The organism is Stenotrophomonas sp. ESTM1D_MKCIP4_1, assembly GCF_003086895.1.
Lineage (GTDB): Bacteria > Pseudomonadota > Gammaproteobacteria > Xanthomonadales > Xanthomonadaceae > Stenotrophomonas.
On the sequence record NZ_CP026004.1, the window covers coordinates 3037773 to 3054990 of the forward strand.

Consider the following 17218-nt stretch of genomic DNA (forward strand, 5'->3'; position numbering starts at 1 on the left):
CGACCGGTGCCCGGCCTGCGTTCCTCAGAGCAGAACGACATCGAACTGCTCCTGCAGGTACTGCTCATCGGCCTGGAAGCGGATGCTCTTGCCGAGGAACTCCTCCAGCTCGGCCACCGCCGCCGATTCCTCATCGGTGATGCGCGCCACGACCTTGGTCGAGGCGATCACCAGCAGGCGCGCGGCATCAAACTGGCGCACCGCCCGGGTGATCTCGCGGAAGATCTCGTAGGTCACCGTCTCGGTGGTCTTGATGCTGCCGCGCCCGCTGCACTGCGGGCAGGTTTCCGACAACTGCCGTTCCAGGCTCTCCACCGTGCGCTTGCGGGTCATCTCGACCAGGCCCAGCGGCGAGAAGTCGTACACGGTGGTCTTGGCATGGTCGCGGGCCAGCGCTTTCTCCAGCGTGCGCAGCACCTGGCGGCGATGCTCGGCGTCATCCATGTCGATGAAGTCGATGATGATGATGCCGCCCAGGTTGCGCAGCCGCAGCTGCCTGGCCACCGCCTGCGCGGCCTCCAGATTGGTGCGGAACACCGTCTCTTCCAGGTTGCGCTGGCCGAGGAACGACCCGGTGTTCACGTCGATGGTGGTCATCGCCTCGGTCTGGTCGATGACCAGATAGCCACCGGACTTCAGCGGCACCTGCTTGTCCAGCGCGCGGCCGATCTCGTCCTCCACCCCGAACATGTCGAAGATCGGCCGGTCGCCCGAATACAGTTCCAGCTTCTCGGCCAGCACCGGCATGTATTTGGCCACGAAGGCCTGCAACTGGGCGAAGGTCTCCTTGGAATCGACCTTCACCTTGTCCACGTCCTTGCGGATCAGGTCACGCACCGAACGCAGCGGCAGGCTCAGGTCTTCATAGATGTTGCTGCACGACGGTGCTTCGCGGCCGCGGCGCTCGACCACGTTCCAGACGCGCGACAGGTAGGCCACGTCCTCGGCGATGGCCTCGGCCGGCTGCCCTTCGGCGTTGGTGCGCACGATGTAACCGTAGCCGCCATGCTGGGCCGAAAGTTCGGTCACCAGCGACTTCAACCGCGCACGCTCGCCTTCATCCTCGATGCGCGCCGACACGCCCACCACCTTGGACTGCGGCAGCAGCACCATGTAGCGCGAGGGAATGCTGATCTGCGTGGTCAGGCGCGCGCCCTTGGTACCGATCGGGTCCTTCACCACCTGCACCACGATGTCCTGGCCGTCGCGCAGCAGCTCGACGATGGGCACGCTGGACGGCGGCGGCAGGGTGGTGTTCTCGGTATCGGCACTGGCCACCGGGGCCGGCCGCACCACATCGTTGGCGTGCAGGAACGCGGCGCGCTCCAGGCCGACCTCGACGAAGGCCGCCTGCATGCCAGGCATGACCCGCTGCACCTTGCCCTTGTAGATGTTGCCGACCACGCCGCGGCGCCAGCCACGTTCGATGTGCAGCTCCTGCAGCATGCCGTTTTCGATCACCGCCACGCGGGTCTCGCGCGGCGTCACATTGACCAGGATTTCCTCAGACATCGGCAGCCTCCCTGGCGGCGTCGGCAGTGGGGGCCGGCACGCCGCAGCGTGCCAGCAGACGATCGGTATGAAGCAGCGGCAACCCCATGACACCGGAGTAGCTGCCGGAAAGGTGTTCGATCCAGCGTTCGGCCCCCCCCTGGATGGCATAGGCACCAGCCTTGTCCAGCGGCTCGCCGGTGGCCACGTAGGCGGCGATGTCCGCCGCACTGATCGGGGCGAAGGTCACCTCGGACACAACCAGCTCGCTGTCCTGCCCCGCCGCATCCACCACCACCACGGCGGTCATCACCTGGTGGGTGCGCCCGGCCAGCCGCGCCAGCATGGCCCGCGCAGCGGCCGCATCGGCCGGCTTGCCGAACACTTCGCCCTCCAGCACGACCTCGGTGTCCGAGCCCAGCACCCGCGCCTGCGGGTCGCTGGCCAGCACCCGGGCCAGGCCGGCGCGCGCCTTGTCGGCCGCCACGCGGCAGACGTAGTGTTCGGCGCTTTCGGCGGCCGCGCGCACCTCGGGCACCTCCAGGTCGAGGGCCTGGAAAGGGCGTCCGAGTCGGGCCAGCAGCTGGTTGCGTCGGGGGGAGCGGGAAGCAAGATAGAGCATCGGCACAGCATAACCTGAGGGCGCTGCCTGAATCGTCGGCAACCCCGCCCGGGATGCGTTCAACCCCGAACGGACTCACAGCGCGTTCATCGCTACGACACCACCCTCACCGCCACAACAAGGAGATCCCATGCGCCGCACCGCCACCCCGCTGCTGCTTGCCCTGTCCCTCGCTCTTGGAGCCTCGATGACCGCCCACGCCGCCCCGACGTCGCCGTCGATCGCCACCCCGGCCGAAGGCACCCTGCTGAACATTTCGGCCAATGCCGAGGCCACCCGCGTACCGGACGTGGCGACCCTGTCGGCCGGCGTTGTGACCCAGGCGGCCGACGGCAACAGCGCCATGCGCCAGAACGCCCAGCAGATGGACAAGGTCCTGGCGGCGATCAAGGCCGCCGGCATCGCCGAGCGTGACGTGCAGACCAGCGGCGTCAGCCTCAACCCGCAGTACCGCTACGCCGACAACGAGGCACCGAAGATCACCGGCTACCAGGCCAGCAACACGGTCAGCCTGAAAGTTCGCGACATCGCCAAGCTGGGCAAGGTGCTCGATGCCCTGGCCGCCCAGGGCGCCAACCAGATCAACGGCCCGCAGTTCGAGATCGACCAGCCCGAGCCGGTCTATGACGAAGCCCGACTGGCAGCGCTGAAGAAGGCCCAGGCCCGTGCCCAGACCTATGCGACGTCGCTGGGCCTGCAGGTGCGCCGCATCGTCAGCATCTCCGAGAACAGCAACGGCGGCTTCCGCCCGATGCCGATGATGCGGGCCATGGCAGCGGGCGCCGCGATGGACAAGGCCACCCCGGTCGCACCGGGTGAATCGACCGTGTCGGTGAACCTGGACGTGGTGTTTGAACTGGGCCGCTGACGGCGGTTGCCGAGGGTAGATGCCACCTCTGCACACGTAGATGCCAACCTTGGTTGGCACTGTCTGCCCACAGCGCCAACCAAGGTTGGCCACTACCGGCACACAAGGCGGGGCCAACGCAGGTTGGCCCCGCTCTTTTGTATGAAGGCCAGCCCAATGGCGGTACCCCTGCCTCTAGGCAGTGGCCCGGCGCTGGCGCTAATGATGGACTGCCAGCCGCGTGCGGCAACCCCGATGGCGGCCCTGGTGCGTTGAGGACTTCGTCACTGGCATGGAGGTGGACCATGGTTCGTACGTATCCCGTTGTACCGCTGCAGTTCGACCCCGCCCGCGTTGCCGCCTGGAGCGCGGCCATTGCCCTGCACCTGCTGGCCTTCCTGTTGCTGCTCATCCCGGCAACCTACCAGGCCATCACCGCCCTGCCCCGCGACACCACCGAGGTCAGGCTGATCCCCAAGGAACCGCCGAAGCCGCCGGAGCCGTTGCCGGTTGAGCCGAAGCAGGAAGTCGCCAGGGTCGTGCCCAAGCCGCAGGCCACCCCGACCGTGGTCCCGCCGCTGCCTGCCCCGACGGCCACACTCGAAGAAGCCCAGGGCATCGTCCTGCCGGCCGCCGAACCGGCCCCGGTCGAGGCGGCGCCCAGCCTGGCCCCCTCCACGCCCATGGCGGGGATACAACTGCAGTACCGCAGCGCCCCGCCGCCGGCCTACCCGATCGCGGCCCTGCGCAACCATGAGCAGGGCACGGTGCTGCTGCGGGTCGAGGTGGACCCCAGCGGCCAGCCGGTGAACGTCAGCATCGAGCGCAGCAGTGGTTCGCGCAGCCTGGACCAGGCCGCGCGCCAGCAGGTCCTGCGTCACTGGCGCTTCGTGCCGGCCGAACGTGACGGCGTGGCGGTGCCCGCCATCGGCATGGTGCCGGTGCAGTTCTCCCTGCCGGGCTGAAGCCCGTGCCGGCCCGGCGCGCTGCCGGGCCGGCAACACCCGTTTCGCACCCCGTCAATAGCCGTTCGCGACAAAACATTTCGCTTCGGTCGAAAGATCGTTACGAATTCAGTAAAACTTCACAGCTTCGTCACCTGCGAGAAACCTAGATTGTGGCGTCCCGGACACCCGGTGACAGCCCTCAATGCTCGAGTTTTCCAGTCAGGAGAGAAGCTGTGAAACACCCGATCCAACGGCCCGCCAGCCGCCGCCAAAACCACCTGGCATCATCCATCACCCATATCCTCGCTGGCGGCACTCTGCTGCTGGCCGGCGCCGCGGTCTCCTCCTCTGCCTTTGCACAGGAACAGGCCACCAATCTCGACCGCATCACGGTCACCGGCTCGAACATCCCGCGCACCAACACCGAAACACCGTCCCCGGTGCAGGTGGTGACCCGCCAGGAAATCGATCGCACCGGCAAGACCACGGTCGCCGAATACCTGCAGACGCTGACCGCCGACGGCGCCGGCTCCATTCCCAAGACCTTCGGCAACGGCTTCGCCGGTGGCGGCGCGGGCATTTCGCTGCGCGGCCTCGGCGCGGGTTCGACGCTGGTGCTGTTGAACGGCCGCCGCATGGCGACCTACGGCCTGGCCGATGACGGCCAGAAGGTATTCACCGATCTGAGCACCATCCCGCTTGATGCCGTCGAGCGCGTGGAAGTGCTGAAGGACGGCGCCTCGGCCATCTACGGTTCCGATGCGATCGCCGGCGTGGTCAACATCATCCTGCGCAGCGACTTCCAGGGCGCCATCCTGCGCGGTTCCTACGGCGTGTCCGGCGACGGCGATGGCGATGCCAAGAAGGCCACCCTGACGGCCGGTACCGGCGACCTCTCCAGCGATGGCTGGAATGCGTTCTTCAGCCTGGACGTCGGCAAGACCGATGCCATCAAGATCAGCGACCGCAAGAACCGCAAGTGGATCGGCACCGGCGATATTCGCCGCTGGGGCTACGATGCCGCCGATGCGCAGTTCCTCGGTGGCGCCTACCTGTCCGGCGGCACCGCGGGCGGCACCGGCCCGAATGGTTCGGTGTTCAACACCGCTGGCCAGCTGGTCGCCCTGCCGGGCTGTGCCGGGCTGAGCACCATCCCGGGCCAGACCGATGCCACCGCCCAGGCACAGGGCTGCCTGTGGGATCCGGCGCAGCAGTTCCGTGACCTGAGCCCGGAAGAGAAGTACGTCAACGTGTTCGGTCGCGCCAGCTTCGCCTTCGGTGAAGGCGGTGAGGTCTACACCGAGATCGGCTACTCGAAGAAGGAAACCATCTTCAGCAATACGCCGTCCGGCGTCTCCGGCGGCTGGGGCTACCCCGGCGGTCCGGTCAATGCCAACAGCGGCCCCGGTGCGACCACGCTGTACGCCGGCCACCCGGACAACCCGCTCCCCTACGCCGCGCGCCTGCGCTACAGCGCCTGGGACGTGGGCCCGCGCGTGACCAACAACACCAACGAGTTCAACCGCTTCCTGGCCGGCGTCAAGGGCAACTGGGGTGAGTGGAGCTACGACACTGCCTACCTGCATTCGGGCACCGATCTGGTCAACAAGCGTACCGGCTTCCTGCGCTACAGCTCCGTGCTGTGTGCGCTGGGCAACCCGAACTGCGCCGGCGGCACGTGGCGTATCGGTGACAATGCCGGCCTCAACTCGCAGGCGCTGTACGACTACATTTCGCCGACCATCAGCGCCCGCGCCAAGTCCAGCCTGGACATGTTCGACTTCACCATCTCGCGCAGCCTGATGGACCTCAAGGGCGGCCCGCTGGGCCTGGCCTTCGGTACCGAGTGGCGCAAGACCAGCAACAGCCTGACCCCGCAGACCTACACCGACGTGGGTGACATCATCGGCCTGGGCTACTCGGCCTATGACGGCACCCAGAACGTGTACGCCGGCTACGCCGAACTGTCCGCACCGGTGCTGGAATCGCTGGAACTGTCGGCCGCCGTGCGTTACGACAAGTACGAAAGCGGTGAAGGCAAGGCCACGCCGAAGCTGGGCGTGAAGTGGACCCCGGCCGACTGGATCGCCCTGCGCGCCAGCTACGCCGAAGGCTTCCGCGCGCCGAACCCGGCCGAAAACGGTGACGGTGGCCTGGCCGCCTTCTCCAACGCCCGCGATCCGGTGCGCTGCGCCATCGATCCGGCCAACGAGTGCACCGCGCGCTCGGTGGCGATCATCACCCGCCCGAACCCGGACCTGAAGCCGGAAGAGTCCAAGAGCTACTCGGTGGGTATCGTGCTGCAGCCGACCTCCACCACCTCGCTGACCGTTGACGCTTGGGAAATCAAGCGCACCAACGAAATCGCCCAGGGCAGCACCGCCGACGCGATCGCTGCAGGCAACGTGCTGCGTGATTCCAACAACATCGGCGGCGTGGCCAACAGCGGCACCATCCTGGCCGTCAACACCGGCTACGTGAATGCCAACTCCTCGCGCGTCCGCGGTATCGATACCGACGTGCGCCAGACCTTCGATCTCGGTCCGGGCCAGCTGGAAATGGACCTGCAGTGGAGCCACATCCTGAAGTTCGAGCGTACCGAGGGTGATACCACCGTCGACTACGTCGGCACCCACGGCAACTGCGACGTGACCAACTGCATCGGTACGCCGCAGGACAAGATCAACTTCGGCACCACCTGGAAGCAGGGCGCATGGAGCGTCAGCGGTGTGGTGAACTACATCGACAGCATGGAGAACAAGGACCGCCGCGGTGGCGACTACCTGGCGTTCTATGAAGACGGTACGCCGGTGGAGAAGATCTCCTCCTTCACCACCTTCGATCTGTCCGGTCGCTGGAACATCACCGACGCCTTCGAGCTGAACGCTTCGGTGCAGAACGTGTTCGACCGCATTGCGCCGCTCGACCCCAGCACCTACGGCGCGGTCAACTACAACCCGCTGCACTTCAGCGGTGCGATTGGCCGCTACTTCACCGTCGGCGCCAAGTACACCTTCAAGTAATCAAAGGCGCGTCACCTGCAAAGGCCCGGGCCCCTGCCCGGGCCTTTGCTTTTGCGCTCACATCGCAGCGGTCAGGATGTAGGCCCTGCCCAAGGGAATGGCACATGGCAGCTGCTTCGCAACGACTTGGCCTGGCTGCGCTGACCGCCCTGGTGGTCGGCTCGATGGTGGGTGCCGGCATCTTCTCGCTGCCACAGAATGTCGCACGCAGTGCCGGACCGGCCGCGGCCCTGATCGGCTGGGCGCTCAGCGGTGCGGGCATCCTGATGCTGGCCTTCGTATTCCAGGCACTGGCCAACCGCCGCCCCGATCTGGACACCGGCATCTACGCCTATGCCCGCGCAGGCTTCGGCAACTACATCGGCTTTTCCGCCGCGTGGGGCTACTGGGTCGCCTCCGTGCTGGGCAACGCCAGTTTCTTTGTGTTGATCTTCAGTGGCCTGGGCCACTTCATGCCCGTGTTCGGCGTAGGCAACACGCCGGCCGCCGTGGCCGCTTCTTCACTGCTGCTGTGGACGGTACACCTGCTGGTACTGCGCGGGCTGCGGACTGCCGCGCTCGTGAATGGCCTGGTGACCGTGGCCAAGCTGGTCCCCATCGCTTTGTTCCTGGTGCTGGCCGCCGGCGCCTTCCGCATGGACGTGTTCCGTGCTGATTTCTTCGGTACGCCTGCAATGGGCGATCTCGGCACGCAACTGCGCGGCATGATGCTGGTCACCGTGTGGGTGTTCATCGGCATTGAAGGCGCCAGCATCTACTCGCGGCGTGCTGCCCGCCGCGCCGATGTTGGCCGGGCCACGGTCATCGGTTTTGTCGGCGTGTGGCTGCTGCTGGTGCTGGTCAGCCTGCTGTCGATGGGCGTGCTGTCGCAGGCCCGACTGGCCGCGCTGCCGAACCCTTCGATGGCCTACGTGCTTCGCGCCATCGTCGGCGAATGGGGGGCGACTGTGATCATCATCGGCTCGATCATTTCGGTGCTCGGCGCGCTGCTGGCCTGGGTGCTGCTGTGCGCCGAAGTGCTGTATGCCGCGGCGGGCGACGGCACCATGCCGGCCTTTCTCGGCCGCGAAAACGCACGCGGCGTACCGGCCAACGCGCTGTGGCTGAGCAATGGCCTGATCCAGCTTTTCCTTCTGCTGGTGTTGTTCAATTCGGGCAGCTACACCAGCCTGGTCCTGCTGGCCGCATCGATGAGCCTGGTGCCTTACTTCCTGTCGGCCGCGTTCGGCGTGCAACTGGCCTGGCGCGGCCATGCCTATGCGGGCGAGCCCGGCGTGCGCTGGCGTGATTTCGGCATCGCCCTGCTGGCCAGCCTCTATGCACTGTGGCTGGTCTATGCGGGCGGTCTGGACAACCTGCTGCTGTCGGTGCTGCTGTACGTGCCCGGCGTGGCACTGTTCGCACTGACCCGCCGCCAGCACGGGCAGCCGGTGTTCACGCGCTGGGAGTGGGTGCTGTTCGGCGCGGTCGTGGCTGTAGCGATCGCCACGCTGGTGGCGTTCTGGCGCGGAACATGGGGGTTGTAGCGTCGAGCTTGCTCGATTGGCCTTTTGTAGAGTCGAGCTTGCTCGACTGGCCGTTCCGCGGCAGCCGAGCATGGCTCGGCTCTACAAGAACCAAAGCAGTCGAGCAAGCTCGACTCTACAAGAGCCAAAGCAGCCGAGCATGGCTCGGCTCTACAAGAACCAAAGCAGTCGAGCAAGCTCGACTCTACAAGAGCCAAAGCAGCCGAGCATGGCTCGGCTCTACAAGAGCCAAAGCAGTCGAGCAAGCTCGACTCTACGGAGAGCCAAACAAAAAAAACCTGCATCTTGCGATGCAGGTTTTCAAAGGTGGCGCCCGAAGTTGGACTCGAACCAACGACCCCCTGATTAACAGTCAAGTGCTCTAACCGGCTGAGCTATTCGGGCAGACGACTAGTATAACCACTCTTCACGCGCGATGGTAGGGGTGATTGGCAATCATTGCTGCCGCCCGATACAACTGCTCGGCCACCACCAGCCGCACCAGCATGTGCGGCAGCGTCAGCGGGCCGATCGACCATTTTTCATCGGCCAACGCCGACACCTCGGGCGAGTGCCCTTCCGGGCCACCGATCAGGAACGCCAGGTCCCTGCCCTGCCCGCGCCAGTGTTCCAGGCGCTGGGCCAGCTGTTCGGAACTGAGCTGGCGTCCCGGCACATCCAATGCCACCACGTAGGCATTCTTCGGCAGCGCGGCGATCACCCGCTTGCCTTCGTCCTCAGTGGCGCGGCGCGCATCGCGGCCCTTGCCACGAAGGCCCGGCTCGATTTCCACCAGCTCGAACGGCAGCCAGTGCGACAGCCGCTTCTGGTACTCGGCAAAGCCCTGCGCAACCCAGCTGGGTGCGCGTTCACCGGTGGCGATCAGGCGCGCTTTCATCTCTGGCATCTCCAAAACGTCGACGGCGCCATCGGCGCCGTCGAAGGGTGCATCAACGCGTGGCTCAGGCCACTTCGTCGTCGCTGGGCGGCGGCTGGTCACCGACGGTCCACAGACGCTCGAGCGCATAGAACTCGCGCACGCGCGGCAGCATGACGTGGACGATGACATCGCCCAGGTCCACCAGCACCCACTCGGCTTCACGCTCGCCTTCCACGCCCAGCGGCATCACATCGATGTTCTTGGCGAAGCGCACCACTTCATCGGCGATGGACTTGACGTGGCGGGTCGAGGTGCCCGAAACGACGATCATGTAGTCGGCAACGCTGGACCGGCCGCGTACGTCGATCTCGACCAGGTCCTTGGCCTTCAGGTCTTCGGTGGCTTGGCGGACGCTGGCCAGCAGTTCCGGCACGGAGGGCGGCGGGCTGGGCAGATCGACCTTGATGGTCTGGGGCTGGGTCTGGTTGCTCAAAGTGGATCGACTCGATAAACGTGGGGGCGATTATACGGGCAAGGCGCGCCGACGCCATTCACGGCGCAGTGGCGCGGTACAGGCGGTGCTCGGCCACGTAGTCGGCCACGGCCGGCGGCAGCATGGCCCGCCAGGGTCCGGCCGCCGCAATCTGACTGCGGACGGCGCTGGCCGATTCGTCGCGCAGGGGCTGGTGCAGGCGCAGCACGCGCCCGGCCGGGCTGGCGAACAGGGCCTGCTCGCTGTCGCACCAGCGCCCTTCCAGCGCCTGGCCGAGCTCGCCGGCAACCGCATCGCGCAGCGCGCTGCCGGGGCGCTCGGCCACGATGAAGTGGGCAAGGCCAAACAGTGCCTGCCATTCATGCCAGGCCGGCAGGGCCAGCAGGCTGTCGGCACCGACCAGCCAAGCCAGTGGACGGCTGGGGCCCAGCGCGGCGCGCAGCTCGCGCAGGGTATCCACGGTGTAGGACGGGCGGCCCGGATCACGTGCGGCCCGGTCCAGTTCACGCCGGTCCAGCAGCAGCCCGGGCTCATCGCCGATGGCCAGCGACAGCATGTGGCAGCGTTGTTCGGCGGTGGCGCCCGGCGCGGCACGATGCGGCGGGTCGGCGGCCGGCAGCATGCGCACGGCCACCTGCAGTTCGTCGCGCGCGGCGCGTGCGATGGCCAGATGGCCCAGGTGCACCGGATCGAAGGTGCCCCCGTAATAGATCCGCAGGCTCATCACTCAGGCCCGCGCGAGCAGGCGCACGGCACGGGCTTCGGCCACGGCGACCAGCAAGCGTTCCAGCGCCAGCCAGGCATCGCCGTCGGCACGACCCTTGGCAATGCGGTCGACCAGACCGGCCTCGGCCACGAAACGCTCCCAGCGCTTGCCTTCCGGGTGCCGCTGCAGCGCGCGCTTGTAGGGCGCCTGCCGTGATTCCCAGATACCGCGCGCCTTCATTTCGGCGCCCAGATTGCCGCCCCGGGCCTGCACCCGTGCCAGGCCGGCACCGGCCAGCAGTTCGCGGATCACGATCGGCATCAGCGCAGCCACCGCTTCGCCTTCACCGCGCAGACCGGCCAGCATGCGCAGAACCGCCTGTGGCTGCCCGGAGAACGTTGCTTCGACCAGACGGAACACGTCGTAACGGGCGGCATCGGCCACCAGCGATTCCATGCGCTCCACATCCAGCGGCTGGCCGTCGGCCAGCAGCGCCAGCTTGTCGATTTCCTGCGCCGCGGCCAGCAGATTGCCTTCCACACGCTCGGCCAGCCGCTGCACCGCTGCGCCATCGGCCCGCAGGCCCTTGCTGCGCAGCCGGCGCTCGATCCAGTCCGGCAGTTCGTGCGGTTTGATCGCCCAGGCCACCGACAGTACGCCGACGCGATTGACCGCCTCGGCCCACTTGCCCTGGTGGGCCTTGCTCCATTCGTTGGCGGTGATCAGCAGCACCACGTCCGGCGCCGGGTTGGCGCAGAACCGGCTGATGACCTCGGCGCCGTCCTTGCCGGGCTTGCCGCTGGGCAGGCGTACTTCCACCAGCCGTCGCGCACTGAACAGACTGGGCGCGTTGAAGCTGGCATCCAGCTGGTTCCAGTCGAAGTCGCGACCGTCGGCGTCGAACACCTCGCGCTCGTCCACACCGCTGGCACGGGCGCGGGCGCGCACCGCATCGGCGGCTTCCAGCACGCGCAGGGTTTCCGGGCCGGCGATCAGGTAGACCGGCGCCAGCGCGGTGTCACCGCCCTGGCCGGCCAGCTGTTCCGGTCGCAGTTCCATCGTATGCGGCAGCTCAGGGCTTGACCGGCGCCGGCGTCGCCGCCGGTTCGCCATCGGTCGAAACAGCCGGCTTCGGCGCAGACAGGCTGCCACCGCGCTCCAGCTCGGCGCGCACCACGCTGTCGATGCGGCGGATGATCGACGCCGACATTTCCCGGCGCAGTTCGTCGGCCAGGATCTCGCGTTCGGTGGTGGTACCGGTGGCGTCGGTCGGCGGCGACACGTAATCGCGCGACAGTTCGATCACCTGCTGCGGCACCAGTTCACTGCCATCCTCACGGCGGAAGATGAAGATGACCGCGTAACGCAGGCTGTATTCCTGCGCACGGCCCTGTGCGTCGATGGCGATCGGCAGGTCACCCCAGCGCTCGGACAGCACCTGCAGCTGGGCTGCCGGATCCTTGCTGTCCTCATCCGCGAGTTTCGCACCGGATGCCAGCAGGCTGCGGTTCAACAGCTTGACCAGCTCGCTGTAGGGCGCGGTGGACACCACCTTCACCGGCGCAGTGTCGGTCGGCAGCATCAACTTGTTGCGCAGATGGAATCCACAGCCGGCGAGGCCGAGGACAAGGACGAGGGCAAGCAGGATTCGGGTCATGGGAACAGTCTGGCGGAGCCGGGCGATCACGGCAACAGACAGCGTGCCCGAGGACGCGTGAACGCAGGGCCATCAGCCGGTGGCCGTGGCAGGGCGGATGTGCACCGGCCGCCTGGGTGGCGGCCGGTGCCGGTTACATCAGGCAGCGACGATGTTCACGATCTTGCCGGGGACGATGATGATCTTGCGCACCGTCAGGCCGTCCATGAACTTGGCGGTGTTCGGCTCGGCCAGCGCCAGTGCCTCCACCTGCTCGCGCGCGGCATCCGCCGCCACGTCGATCGTGCCACGCAGCTTGCCGTTGACCTGCACGGCCAGGGTCAGCGCATCGCGCACCAGCGCAGCACTGTCGGCCTGCGGGAACGGCTGGTCTTCCAGCAGCGTCTGGCCGTTACCCAGCACCTGCCACAGCGCGTGGCTGGCATGCGGGGTGATCGGGTTGAGCAGCAGCACGACCGCCTGCAGCGCTTCCTGGCGTACCGCGCGGCCCTGCTCGCTGGCGTCGTCGAACTTCGCCAGCGCGTTCATCAGTTCCATCACCGCGGCAATGGCGGTGTTGAAGCTGTGGCGGCGGCCGTAGTCGTCGCCCACCTTGCCGATGGTCTCGTGGGTCTTGCGGCGCAGCGCCTTCTGGTTGGCATCCAACGCAGCCACGTCCAGCGCCGGGGCGGCACCGTCGGCGGCATGCTTGTGCACCTGGGCCCACAGGCGGCGCAGGAAGCGGGCCATGCCGTCCACGCCGGCTTCGTTCCACTCCAGCGACTGTTCCGGCGGGGCCGCGAACATCGAGAACAGACGCACGGTGTCGGCGCCGTACTTGCCGACCATGGCCTGCGGGTCCACGCCGTTGTTCTTCGACTTGGACATCTTCTCGGTGCCACCGACCACCACCGGCTGGCCATCGGCGATCAGGGTGGCACCGGTGATGCGGCCGCGCTCGTCGCGCTGCACGTCCACGTCGGCCGGGTTGATCCAGTCCTTCGAGCCGTCCGGGTTCGGGCGGTAGTAGGTCTCGGCGATCACCATGCCCTGGCACAGCAGGTTCCGCGCCGGTTCGTTGCTGTCCACCATCCGCGCGTCACGCAGCAGCTTGTGGTAGAAGCGGAAGTACATCAGGTGCAGGATCGCGTGCTCGATGCCACCGATGTACTGGTCCACCGGCAGCCAGTAGTTGCCGCGCTTGTCGACGGCATCACGGGCACCCGGCGAGGTGTAACGGGCGTAGTACCAGCTCGACTCCATGAAGGTGTCGAAGGTGTCGGTCTCGCGTTCGGCCGCGCCGCCGCAGTCCGGGCAGGTGGTCTTGCGCCATTCCGGGTCGGTCTTGATCGGCGAACCGGTGCCCGAGAAGGCCACGTCCTCCGGCAGCACCACCGGCAGCTGCTCTTCCGGCACCGGCACCGCGCCGCACTTGGGGCAGTAGATCACCGGAATCGGGCAGCCCCAGTAACGCTGGCGGCTCACGCCCCAGTCGCGCAGGCGGTAGTTCACGCGGCGCTGGCCCTGGGCCTTGCGCTCGAAACGCTCGGCCAGCGCCTCGAAGGCACCCTGGAAATCCAGGCCGTCGAACTCGGCCGAGTTGACCAGTTCGGTCTGGCGGCTCTTGTCGCTGTACCAGTCCTGCCAGCGGGTGGCGTCCCAGGTGCGCTCATCATCGTTGCGCGCATCCTTCAGGGCGATGACCTGCACGATCGGCAGGCCGTACTTGTTGGCCACCTCGTTGTCGCGCTGGTCGTGGCCGGGAACGGCCATCACCGCGCCGGTGCCGTAGCCCATCAGCACGAAGTTGGCCACCCACACCGGCACCTGCTCGCCGGTGACCGGATGCACGGCGCGCAGGCCGGTATCCATGCCGCGCTTTTCCTGGGTTTCCAGTTCGGCCTCGGACACGCCGCCCTGCTTCAGGTCGGCCAGCATCGCGGCCAGTTCCGGGTTGTTCTTCGCGGCGTGCAGCGCCAGCGGGTGCTCGGCGGCGATCGACACGAAGGTCACGCCCATCACCGTGTCCGGGCGGGTGGTGAACACACGCAGCGGATCCAGCACGCTGCCATCGACATCGCGCACGTCGAACTGGATTTCCAGGCCTTCGGAACGGCCGATCCAGTTGCGCTGCATGGTCTTGACCGATTCCGGCCAGCCTTCCAGCTCATCCAGGCCGTCCAGCAGTTCCTGGGCGTAATCGGTGATGCGCAGGAACCACTGCGGGATCTCGCGCTTTTCCACCAGGGCACCGGAACGCCAGCCGCGGCCGTCGATGACCTGCTCGTTGGCCAGCACGGTCTGGTCGACCGGGTCCCAGTTCACCACCGCGTTGCGGCGGTAGGCCAGGCCCTTGCGCATCAGGCGGGTGAACATGCGCTGCTCGTGGACGTAGTAGTCCGGGCGGCAGGTGGCGAATTCGCGCGACCAGTCGATGGCATAGCCCAGCGACTGCAGCTGGCTGCGCATGTGGTCGATGTTCTTGTACGTCCACGCCGCCGGCGCGGTCTTGTTCTTGATCGCGGCGTTCTCCGCCGGCAGGCCGAACGCGTCCCAGCCCATCGGCTGCAGCACGTTGTGGCCGGTCATGCGCTTGTAGCGGCTGATGACGTCGCCGATGGTGTAGTTGCGCACGTGGCCCATGTGCAGCGCGCCCGACGGGTACGGAAGCATCGACAGGCAGTAGTACTTCGGCTTGTCCGAGGTCTCGTCGACCTCGAAGGCACGGGTGGCATCCCAGAAGCTCTGGGCGGCGGATTCAACCTGCTGCGGGTCGTAGGCGATGGGTTCAGCGCTGGTCATGGAACACGCGGTTGCGGCGGCAAAGCGGTACAGCGTACCGCAGTGCGGCAAATGGCTCCAATCCTGCCCCCGAAAGGCCGCCCCCGGTCGCTCCCGGCCCGCTCTGCGATGCCGGACCTGCGCCGGTCCGGAACGGGTTCAACAGCGGTGGCGGCAGTGCGTCCCAGCCGGGGTGCGACGGCGGTCACGGGCGCTGGCAGCTCCCCCATTGTCCGACGGACGGGGCGGATTTCCCCTACTCCCCTTCTGATCGACCACAGAGACCCTCCCTGCGCGGGCCCGCCGGCTTCCAGGTCCGCCGGCCCCCGGCCGTCTCCCGAAGCCTTCAACAGGAGAATCCAGATGAAACTGCTGCGCAGAACCCTGCTGTCCCTGGCCCTTGTACTGGGCACCACGACCGCGGCCCAGGCCGCCACGTTCAACTGCGCCTACATCATCACCAGCGAGCCGGGCAGCTCCGGCTGGCATACGGTGGAATCCGACCGCCAGGACGATGCGCTCAACCAGACAATCGCCTGGATCTACGAGACCTTCGGTCCCGTCGGATTCCAGCTGAAGTGCTACCAGCAGCCCTGACCGCCCCCCGGGCGCGGCCACGGTCGCGCCCTTACCCCCGGCGTGCCAGCGGCAGGGCCAATGCCAGCCAGACCGCCCAGCAGGCGAAGGCCAGCCGCTGGGCCATGGGCGCCGGCAGCACGCCCTGCAGGGCAAAGGCGGCAAGCCCCGCCAGCACGCCGCAGCCAAGAGCCAGACCGCCCACGGCCCGCCCGCGCCCCGCACGCAGGCGCGCAACGCCCAGCATCAGCGTGCCCACCACGAAGCCCAGCACCCAGACCATCCACGCGCTGGCGTGCAGCTGGCTGGCGCTGCCATGCAGGTCCTCCGGGTCCAGCGGCAGCAGGCCCATCGCCGCGAAAGCCAGGCCCGCCAGCAACAGCATCTGGCTGCCCACGCGCGGCACCCAGCCCGCCCCCACCGGCAGCTGCCGGCGCAGGCGTTCGGCCACCACCACCGCCAGCGCGCCCGGCAGCACCAGGCCCAGCACGTTGAAGGCCAGCGCATGCGGCACGCCATGGGCCCCCAGCAGGGCCACCGGGTGCACGGTCTGCGCGTAGCCCGCCAGCCCCGCGCCGAAGCCGGCCACGGCCAGCACGAAGCACACGGCCGCCAGCAGCCCCAACCAACGATCAAGCCAGAGCACGGACATCGCGCGGATCCACCTGTAATGAAAGACAGCCGCATTGTCGCGGCAGGCACGGCAACCGCCAAGCCACCCTGCATGCGCCTGCCCCAGGTGTGAGGACAGGGTTGAGACCGTCAATGATCGACACCATAGAATCGGTCTCCAGTTGCCAGGCGATACACCCCCATGACCGAGACGACGACACACGTATTCGACGCCACCACCGCGACCTTCGAGGCCGAGGTCCTGCAGAAGTCCGTGCAGACGCCGGTGCTGGTGGACTTCTGGGCCACCTGGTGCGGCCCGTGCAAGACGCTGGGCCCGATGCTGGAAAAGCTGGCGGCCGAGTACAACGGCGCCTTCGAGCTGGCCAAGGTGGATGTCGACGCCGAGCAGCAGATTGCCGCCGCCTTCCAGATCCGCTCGGTACCCACCGTGTTCCTGGTCAAGGGCGGGCAGCTGGTGGACGGTTTCCCCGGCGCCATCCCCGAAGGCCAGCTGCGTGAGTTCCTGGCCCAGCACGGCATCGTGCCGGCCGACATCGGCGACACCGTGGCCGAAGATGAAGCACCGCTGGACCCGCAGGCGCAGGTGGACGTGCTGCGCGCACAGATCGCCGCCGAACCGGACAAGGACGAACTGAAGCTCGACCTCGCCCTGGCCCTGCTGCAGGTGGGCGGCGTGGACGAAGCCGGCACGCTGATCGACGCCCTGCCCGCCAACCTGGCTACCGACGACCGCGCGGTGCGCGCCCGTGCCCGCCTGGCCTTCGCCACCGCGCTGAAGGATGCGCCGGCGGCCGAGGCGCTGGATGCCCGCATCGCGGCGGACGGCAAGGACCTGCAGGCCCGCCACCTGCGGGGTGTGCAGCTGCTGCTGGCAGGCCACGACGAAGCCGCGCTGGAACAGTTCCTCGAGATGCTGCGCATCGACCGCAGCTATGCCGAAGGCCTGCCGCGCAAGGTGCTCATCGATGCCTTCAACGTCATCACCGACGAGGATCTGGTGGGCCGTTACCGCCGGAAGATGGCCTCGCTGCTGTTCTGAACAAAGGCAGGCTCCGTTCAGAAACCCTGCACTGAA

15 protein-coding genes and 1 tRNA gene are annotated in these 17218 nt (G+C 67.4%); 6 read left to right on the top strand and 10 right to left on the bottom strand.

All coding sequences use genetic code 11. The features are described from left to right. Window positions 1–24 precede the first annotated feature (24 nt). Window positions 25–1512 carry a ribonuclease G gene (gene rng / locus C1924_RS13915; RefSeq protein ID WP_108765834.1) on the bottom strand — a complete coding sequence of 496 codons (1488 nt, stop codon included), beginning with the start codon at window positions 1510–1512 and terminating at the stop codon, window positions 25–27. Then, complete coding sequence (locus C1924_RS13920; protein WP_108765835.1) at window positions 1505–2113, bottom strand: Maf family nucleotide pyrophosphatase; 609 nt, start codon at window positions 2111–2113, stop codon at window positions 1505–1507. Before C1924_RS13920 ends, rng begins: the two co-directional genes overlap by 8 nt. 130 nt (window positions 2114–2243) lie before the next feature. Between C1924_RS13920 and C1924_RS13925 the strand changes: the two genes are divergently transcribed. The 4 genes from C1924_RS13925 to C1924_RS13940 all read left to right on the top strand — a co-directional run bounded on the left by C1924_RS13925 (window position 2244) and on the right by C1924_RS13940 (window position 8456). Further along, on the top strand, window positions 2244–2981 hold the full coding sequence (locus C1924_RS13925) for an SIMPL domain-containing protein (RefSeq protein WP_108765836.1): 738 nt from the start codon (window positions 2244–2246) through the stop codon (window positions 2979–2981). A gap of 284 nt (window positions 2982–3265) precedes the next feature. Continuing rightward, complete coding sequence (locus tag C1924_RS13930; protein ID WP_108765837.1) at window positions 3266–3925, top strand: energy transducer TonB; 660 nt, start codon at window positions 3266–3268, stop codon at window positions 3923–3925. Between the two features lie 215 nt (window positions 3926–4140). Beyond that, window positions 4141–6930 carry a TonB-dependent receptor gene (locus C1924_RS13935; protein WP_108765838.1) on the top strand — a complete coding sequence of 930 codons (2790 nt, stop codon included), beginning with the start codon at window positions 4141–4143 and terminating at the stop codon, window positions 6928–6930. A gap of 104 nt (window positions 6931–7034) precedes the next feature. After that, window positions 7035–8456, top strand: a complete 1422-nt coding sequence (locus C1924_RS13940) for a basic amino acid/polyamine antiporter (RefSeq protein WP_108765839.1) — start codon at window positions 7035–7037, stop codon at window positions 8454–8456. Window positions 8457–8763: 307 nt separating this feature from the next. Here the strand turns inward: C1924_RS13940 and C1924_RS13945 are convergent. The 7 genes from C1924_RS13945 to leuS all read right to left on the bottom strand — a co-directional run bounded on the left by C1924_RS13945 (window position 8764) and on the right by leuS (window position 14952). Continuing rightward, window positions 8764–8840 (bottom strand) — tRNA-Asn (locus C1924_RS13945). A 22-nt stretch (window positions 8841–8862) separates the two neighbouring features. Next, window positions 8863–9333, bottom strand: coding sequence for a 23S rRNA (pseudouridine(1915)-N(3))-methyltransferase RlmH (gene rlmH, locus C1924_RS13950; RefSeq protein ID WP_079222687.1), 471 nt, complete (start codon window positions 9331–9333; stop codon window positions 8863–8865). Between the two features lie 64 nt (window positions 9334–9397). After that, a complete protein-coding gene (rsfS, locus tag C1924_RS13955) occupies window positions 9398–9808 on the bottom strand; it encodes a ribosome silencing factor (protein WP_008265938.1) in 411 nt (136 codons plus the stop codon). Window positions 9809–9866: 58 nt separating this feature from the next. Further along, window positions 9867–10532: a nicotinate-nucleotide adenylyltransferase gene (gene nadD / locus C1924_RS13960; protein WP_108765840.1), complete on the bottom strand. Its 666-nt coding sequence runs from the start codon at window positions 10530–10532 to the stop codon at window positions 9867–9869. A 3-nt stretch (window positions 10533–10535) separates the two neighbouring features. Continuing rightward, the gene (gene holA, locus C1924_RS13965) at window positions 10536–11573 is read right to left on the bottom strand and encodes a DNA polymerase III subunit delta (RefSeq protein ID WP_108765841.1); all 1038 of its coding nucleotides are present in this window, start codon (window positions 11571–11573) and stop codon (window positions 10536–10538) included. A 13-nt stretch (window positions 11574–11586) separates the two neighbouring features. Continuing rightward, the gene (gene lptE / locus C1924_RS13970) at window positions 11587–12171 is read right to left on the bottom strand and encodes an LPS assembly lipoprotein LptE (RefSeq protein ID WP_108765842.1); all 585 of its coding nucleotides are present in this window, start codon (window positions 12169–12171) and stop codon (window positions 11587–11589) included. 138 nt (window positions 12172–12309) lie between these two features. After that, window positions 12310–14952, bottom strand: a complete 2643-nt coding sequence (leuS, locus tag C1924_RS13975) for a leucine--tRNA ligase (RefSeq protein ID WP_108767068.1) — start codon at window positions 14950–14952, stop codon at window positions 12310–12312. Between the two features lie 342 nt (window positions 14953–15294). On the opposite strand from leuS, the gene C1924_RS13980 reads away from it, so the two are divergent. After that, window positions 15295–15528: a hypothetical protein gene (locus C1924_RS13980; RefSeq protein WP_108765843.1), complete on the top strand. Its 234-nt coding sequence runs from the start codon at window positions 15295–15297 to the stop codon at window positions 15526–15528. 31 nt (window positions 15529–15559) lie between these two features. On the opposite strand, the gene C1924_RS13985 is transcribed toward C1924_RS13980, so the two are convergent. Further along, on the bottom strand, window positions 15560–16159 hold the full coding sequence (locus C1924_RS13985) for a DUF998 domain-containing protein (RefSeq protein WP_108765844.1): 600 nt from the start codon (window positions 16157–16159) through the stop codon (window positions 15560–15562). Window positions 16160–16321: 162 nt separating this feature from the next. Between C1924_RS13985 and trxA the strand changes: the two genes are divergently transcribed. Further along, complete coding sequence (gene trxA / locus C1924_RS13990; RefSeq protein WP_108765845.1) at window positions 16322–17182, top strand: thioredoxin; 861 nt, start codon at window positions 16322–16324, stop codon at window positions 17180–17182. Window positions 17183–17218: the final 36 nt, after the last annotated feature.

Excerpts from the sequence above, each read along its gene's own strand:
- rng (WP_108765834.1), bottom strand. The coding sequence starts at position 1,512 with ATGTCTGAGGAAATCCTGGTCAATGTGACGCCGCGCGAGACCCGCGTG.
- C1924_RS13920 (WP_108765835.1), bottom strand. The coding sequence starts at position 2,113 with ATGCTCTATCTTGCTTCCCGCTCCCCCCGACGCAACCAGCTGCTGGCC.
- C1924_RS13925 (WP_108765836.1), top strand. The coding sequence starts at position 2,244 with ATGCGCCGCACCGCCACCCCGCTGCTGCTTGCCCTGTCCCTCGCTCTT.
- C1924_RS13930 (WP_108765837.1), top strand. The coding sequence starts at position 3,266 with ATGGTTCGTACGTATCCCGTTGTACCGCTGCAGTTCGACCCCGCCCGC.
- C1924_RS13940 (WP_108765839.1), top strand. The coding sequence starts at position 7,035 with ATGGCAGCTGCTTCGCAACGACTTGGCCTGGCTGCGCTGACCGCCCTG.
- rlmH (WP_079222687.1), bottom strand. The coding sequence starts at position 9,333 with ATGAAAGCGCGCCTGATCGCCACCGGTGAACGCGCACCCAGCTGGGTT.
- nadD (WP_108765840.1), bottom strand. The coding sequence starts at position 10,532 with ATGAGCCTGCGGATCTATTACGGGGGCACCTTCGATCCGGTGCACCTG.
- holA (WP_108765841.1), bottom strand. The coding sequence starts at position 11,573 with ATGGAACTGCGACCGGAACAGCTGGCCGGCCAGGGCGGTGACACCGCG.
- lptE (WP_108765842.1), bottom strand. The coding sequence starts at position 12,171 with ATGACCCGAATCCTGCTTGCCCTCGTCCTTGTCCTCGGCCTCGCCGGC.
- leuS (WP_108767068.1), bottom strand. The coding sequence starts at position 14,952 with ATGACCAGCGCTGAACCCATCGCCTACGACCCGCAGCAGGTTGAATCC.
- C1924_RS13980 (WP_108765843.1), top strand. The coding sequence starts at position 15,295 with ATGAAACTGCTGCGCAGAACCCTGCTGTCCCTGGCCCTTGTACTGGGC.
- C1924_RS13985 (WP_108765844.1), bottom strand. The coding sequence starts at position 16,159 with ATGTCCGTGCTCTGGCTTGATCGTTGGTTGGGGCTGCTGGCGGCCGTG.
- trxA (WP_108765845.1), top strand. The coding sequence starts at position 16,322 with ATGACCGAGACGACGACACACGTATTCGACGCCACCACCGCGACCTTC.